The sequence below is a fragment of the Mesorhizobium sp. M0598 genome (assembly GCF_040320865.1).
Lineage (GTDB): Bacteria > Pseudomonadota > Alphaproteobacteria > Rhizobiales > Rhizobiaceae > Mesorhizobium.
This window is the reverse complement of sequence record NZ_JAMYQL010000088.1, coordinates 1-3,090: the sequence shown is the minus strand read 5'-3', so window position 1 is coordinate 3,090 and position 3,090 is coordinate 1. Positions and strand designations below refer to the sequence as shown.

The window sequence follows — 3,090 nt, the reverse complement described above, 5'->3', positions numbered from 1 at the left end:
CGGATAAGGTGTTCCACGGACGGCTCCCTTGTTTGAGATCTCAACGAACTCATTCTGGCACATCCGATGCCGTCGGGCGCCGTCCACCCCATCATGCCGTGACATCTGCCGAAGAATGCAGCGGAGCAGAATCCTGCAGCGCAGGGGCGTTCTGGCGTAACGGCATGGATCCTGGGGTCTGCGCTGCGTCGCTCCGCTCCTTGCTGCGCCCCAGGATGACGAAGCAATGGGGGAGGTTTGCGACAGCCGAGCTGCCTCAGCCCTTCGGCTTCAGCCCGTCGATGAACAGCTGCTCAAGAAATCTTGCGGCGTCCTCGAAGCGGCCGTCGCCGCCGCGGTCGGGGCCGAGCACGGCGCGGACCTGCACGTCGAAATCGGCATAATGCTGCGTCGTCGCCCAGATCGAGAAGATCAGGTGCCAGGGGTCGGTGCGGGCAATCTTGCCGGCGCGCATCCAGCCCTTGATGACATTGGCTTTCTCGTCGACCAGCGTCTTCAACTCGCCTTCCAGCATCGGCATGATGCGCGGCGCGCCCTGCAGGATCTCGTTGGCGAACAGGCGGCTCTCGCGCGGGAAGTCGCGCGCCATTTCGAGCTTGCGCCTGATGTAGCTGCGCAATTCGGTCAAGGGATCGCCAATGTCGTCGAGCTCGCGCAGCGGCGCCAGCCAGGTGTCGAGAAGCCGCTGCATCAGCGTCTCGTGGATGTCCTCCTTGCGGCGGAAATAATAGAGCAGGTTCGGCTTCGACATGCCGGCGGCTTCGGCGATCTGGTCGATGGTCGAGCCGCGAAAACCGTTGGTGGAGAAGACTTCTAGCGCCGCCTCCAGGATGAGCTCGCGCTTTTCCAGCTGAATGCGGGTGCGGCGAGGAGGGGAGCTTTCGACCGCCCCCGTCACCCCGCAAAACCTTCGCCGTGAGGAGTGTCTGGACCAATTCTCTGGACCAGTTTTTCCTCGCCCTGTGGAGCGCACTTCGAAAGCCGCATTTCCGCTAGTAATCCCTTGACCGCTGATAAGGCGGTGCTAACGTTTGTCCAACCGGTCAAAAATTTGCGTAGCACGAAAACGTCGCGAAGACCAAGCGTTGGAAAGACCAAGCGTTAGCCGCACCGAAACAGATTACAAGGGGAAGTCTTGGTCATGTCCAACCGGCTGAAAGTCACGCCGAACGATCTCAGCGCATTCTGGATGCCGTTCACGGCAAACCGGCAGTTCAAGCAGGCGCCGCGCATGATGGTGTCGGCCAAGGACATGCACTACACGACCAGCGACGGGCGCAAGGTGCTCGACGGCACCGCCGGCCTGTGGTGCGTCAATGCCGGCCACTGCCGCCCGAAGATCACCGAGGCGATCCAGAGCCAGGCGGCAGAGCTCGACTACGCACCGGCGTTCCAGATGGGCCATCCGATCGTGTTCGAGCTGGCGAACCGGCTGGTCGACATCGCGCCGAAGGGCATGGACCATGTGTTTTTCACCAATTCCGGATCGGAATCGGTCGAGACCGCGCTGAAGATGGCGATCGCCTATCACCGCGTAAAAGGCGAGGGCTCGCGTACCCGCCTGATCGGCCGCGAACGCGGCTATCACGGCGTCAATTTCGGCGGCATCTCCGTCGGCGGCATTGTCACCAACCGCAAGATGTTCGGCACGCTGCTCGGCGGCGTCGATCACATGCCACACACGCATTTGCCGGAAAAGAACTCTTTCACCAAGGGCGTGCCGGAGCATGGCGCGGAACTGGCGAACGAGCTGGAGCGCATCGTCGCCTTGCACGACGCCTCGACCATCGCCGCCGTCATCGTCGAGCCGGTGGCCGGTTCCACCGGCGTCATCCTGCCGCCGAAGGGCTATCTCGAGAGGCTGCGCGAGATCTGCACCAAGCATGGCATCTTGCTGATCTTCGACGAGGTCATCACCGGTTTTGGCCGTCTCGGTACGCCGTTTGCCGCCGACTATTTCGGTGTCACGCCGGATATCATGACCACCGCCAAAGGCGTCTCCAACGGCGTCATTCCGATGGGCGCGGTGTTCGTAAAGAAGGAAATCCACGACGCCTTCATGACCGGGCCCGAGCACATGATCGAGTTCTTCCACGGCTACACCTATTCGGGCAATCCGATCGCCTGCGCGGCAGCGCTGGGCACGCTCGACACCTACAAGGAAGAGGGGCTGCTGACGCGCGGCGAGGAACTGGCGCCGTACTGGGAGGACGCACTGCACTCGCTGAAGGGCGAGCCGAACGTTATCGATATCAGAAACATCGGCCTGATCGGCGCGATCGAACTGGCGCCGATCGCCGGCCAGCCGACGAAGCGGGCCTTCTCGGCTTTTGTGAAGGCGTTCGAGCGCGGTGCATTGATCCGCACCACCGGCGACATCATCGCGCTATCGCCGCCGCTGATCATCACCAAGGGTCAGATCAACGAATTGGTCGACCATGTGCGCGAAGTGCTGAGGGCGGTGGATTGAGGAACGCGCTGCAGCTTTCCCTCCCCCTTGAGGGGAGGGTGGCCGCGAAGCGGCCGGGTGGGGTCGGCGCGGCAGCGCGCCAGCCTGACCTTCGGCCGCATAGGTGCCTGTGATGCCCCGGACCCGCGTGAGCTTCGAAATGCGCCAAAAGGCGCGCGCGCTTCGAGTACATGCGACCAAAGGCGAATCGCTGCTTTGGTATGAACTGCGCGAATTGAAATCGGCTGCGATGAAATTCCGGCGCCAGTGTCCGATCGGGCCTTATATCGTCGACTTTGCCTGCCTTGCGGTAGAGCTGGTCGTTGAAGTCGATGGTGATCTGCACGAACAGGAGAAGGGCAAACGGCACGACGCCGTCCGTGATGCCTATCTGCGGTCGCTCGGGTTCGATATCTTTCGCGTCGATGAGCCCGGTGTCATAAACAGCGCTTGGCATGTCGCACAGGTGGTCAAGGAGAAGGTCGCGCGCATGTCAGCCGACCCCACCCGACCGCTTCGCGGCCACCCTCCCCTCGAGGGGGAGGGGGACGCTGGCGTGCCACAACCAATGAGGTTTTAGAATATGGCCGCCCCCGGCGAGAATCTGCGAATCAATTCAGACCGTTTGTGGGATTCGATAA

The 3,090-nt window shown here is 62.1% G+C and carries 3 protein-coding genes; 2 read left to right on the top strand and 1 reads right to left on the bottom strand.

Annotation, left to right across the window (positions count from 1 at the left end; all coding sequences use genetic code 11):
- Positions 1-256 precede the first annotated feature (256 nt).
- A complete protein-coding gene (locus tag NKI59_RS34755; protein WP_023675865.1) occupies positions 257-898 on the bottom strand; it encodes a TetR family transcriptional regulator C-terminal domain-containing protein in 642 nt (213 codons plus the stop codon).
- A gap of 243 nt (positions 899-1,141) precedes the next feature.
- Between NKI59_RS34755 and aptA the strand changes: the two genes are divergently transcribed.
- Both aptA and NKI59_RS34745 read left to right on the top strand, forming a co-directional pair.
- Positions 1,142-2,470 carry an omega-aminotransferase AptA gene (aptA, locus tag NKI59_RS34750; RefSeq protein WP_352709034.1) on the top strand — a complete coding sequence of 443 codons (1,329 nt, stop codon included), beginning with the start codon at positions 1,142-1,144 and terminating at the stop codon, positions 2,468-2,470.
- Between the two features lie 112 nt (positions 2,471-2,582).
- The gene (locus NKI59_RS34745; protein WP_352709032.1) at positions 2,583-3,029 is read left to right on the top strand and encodes an endonuclease domain-containing protein; all 447 of its coding nucleotides are present in this window, start codon (positions 2,583-2,585) and stop codon (positions 3,027-3,029) included.
- Positions 3,030-3,090 lie beyond the last annotated feature (61 nt).

What these genes read in the sequence shown, in the direction of transcription:
- aptA (WP_352709034.1), top strand. Translation starts at nt 1,142, where the DNA reads ATGTCCAACCGGCTGAAAGTCACGCCGAACGATCTCAGCGCATTCTGG.
- NKI59_RS34745 (WP_352709032.1), top strand. Translation starts at nt 2,583, where the DNA reads ATGCCCCGGACCCGCGTGAGCTTCGAAATGCGCCAAAAGGCGCGCGCG.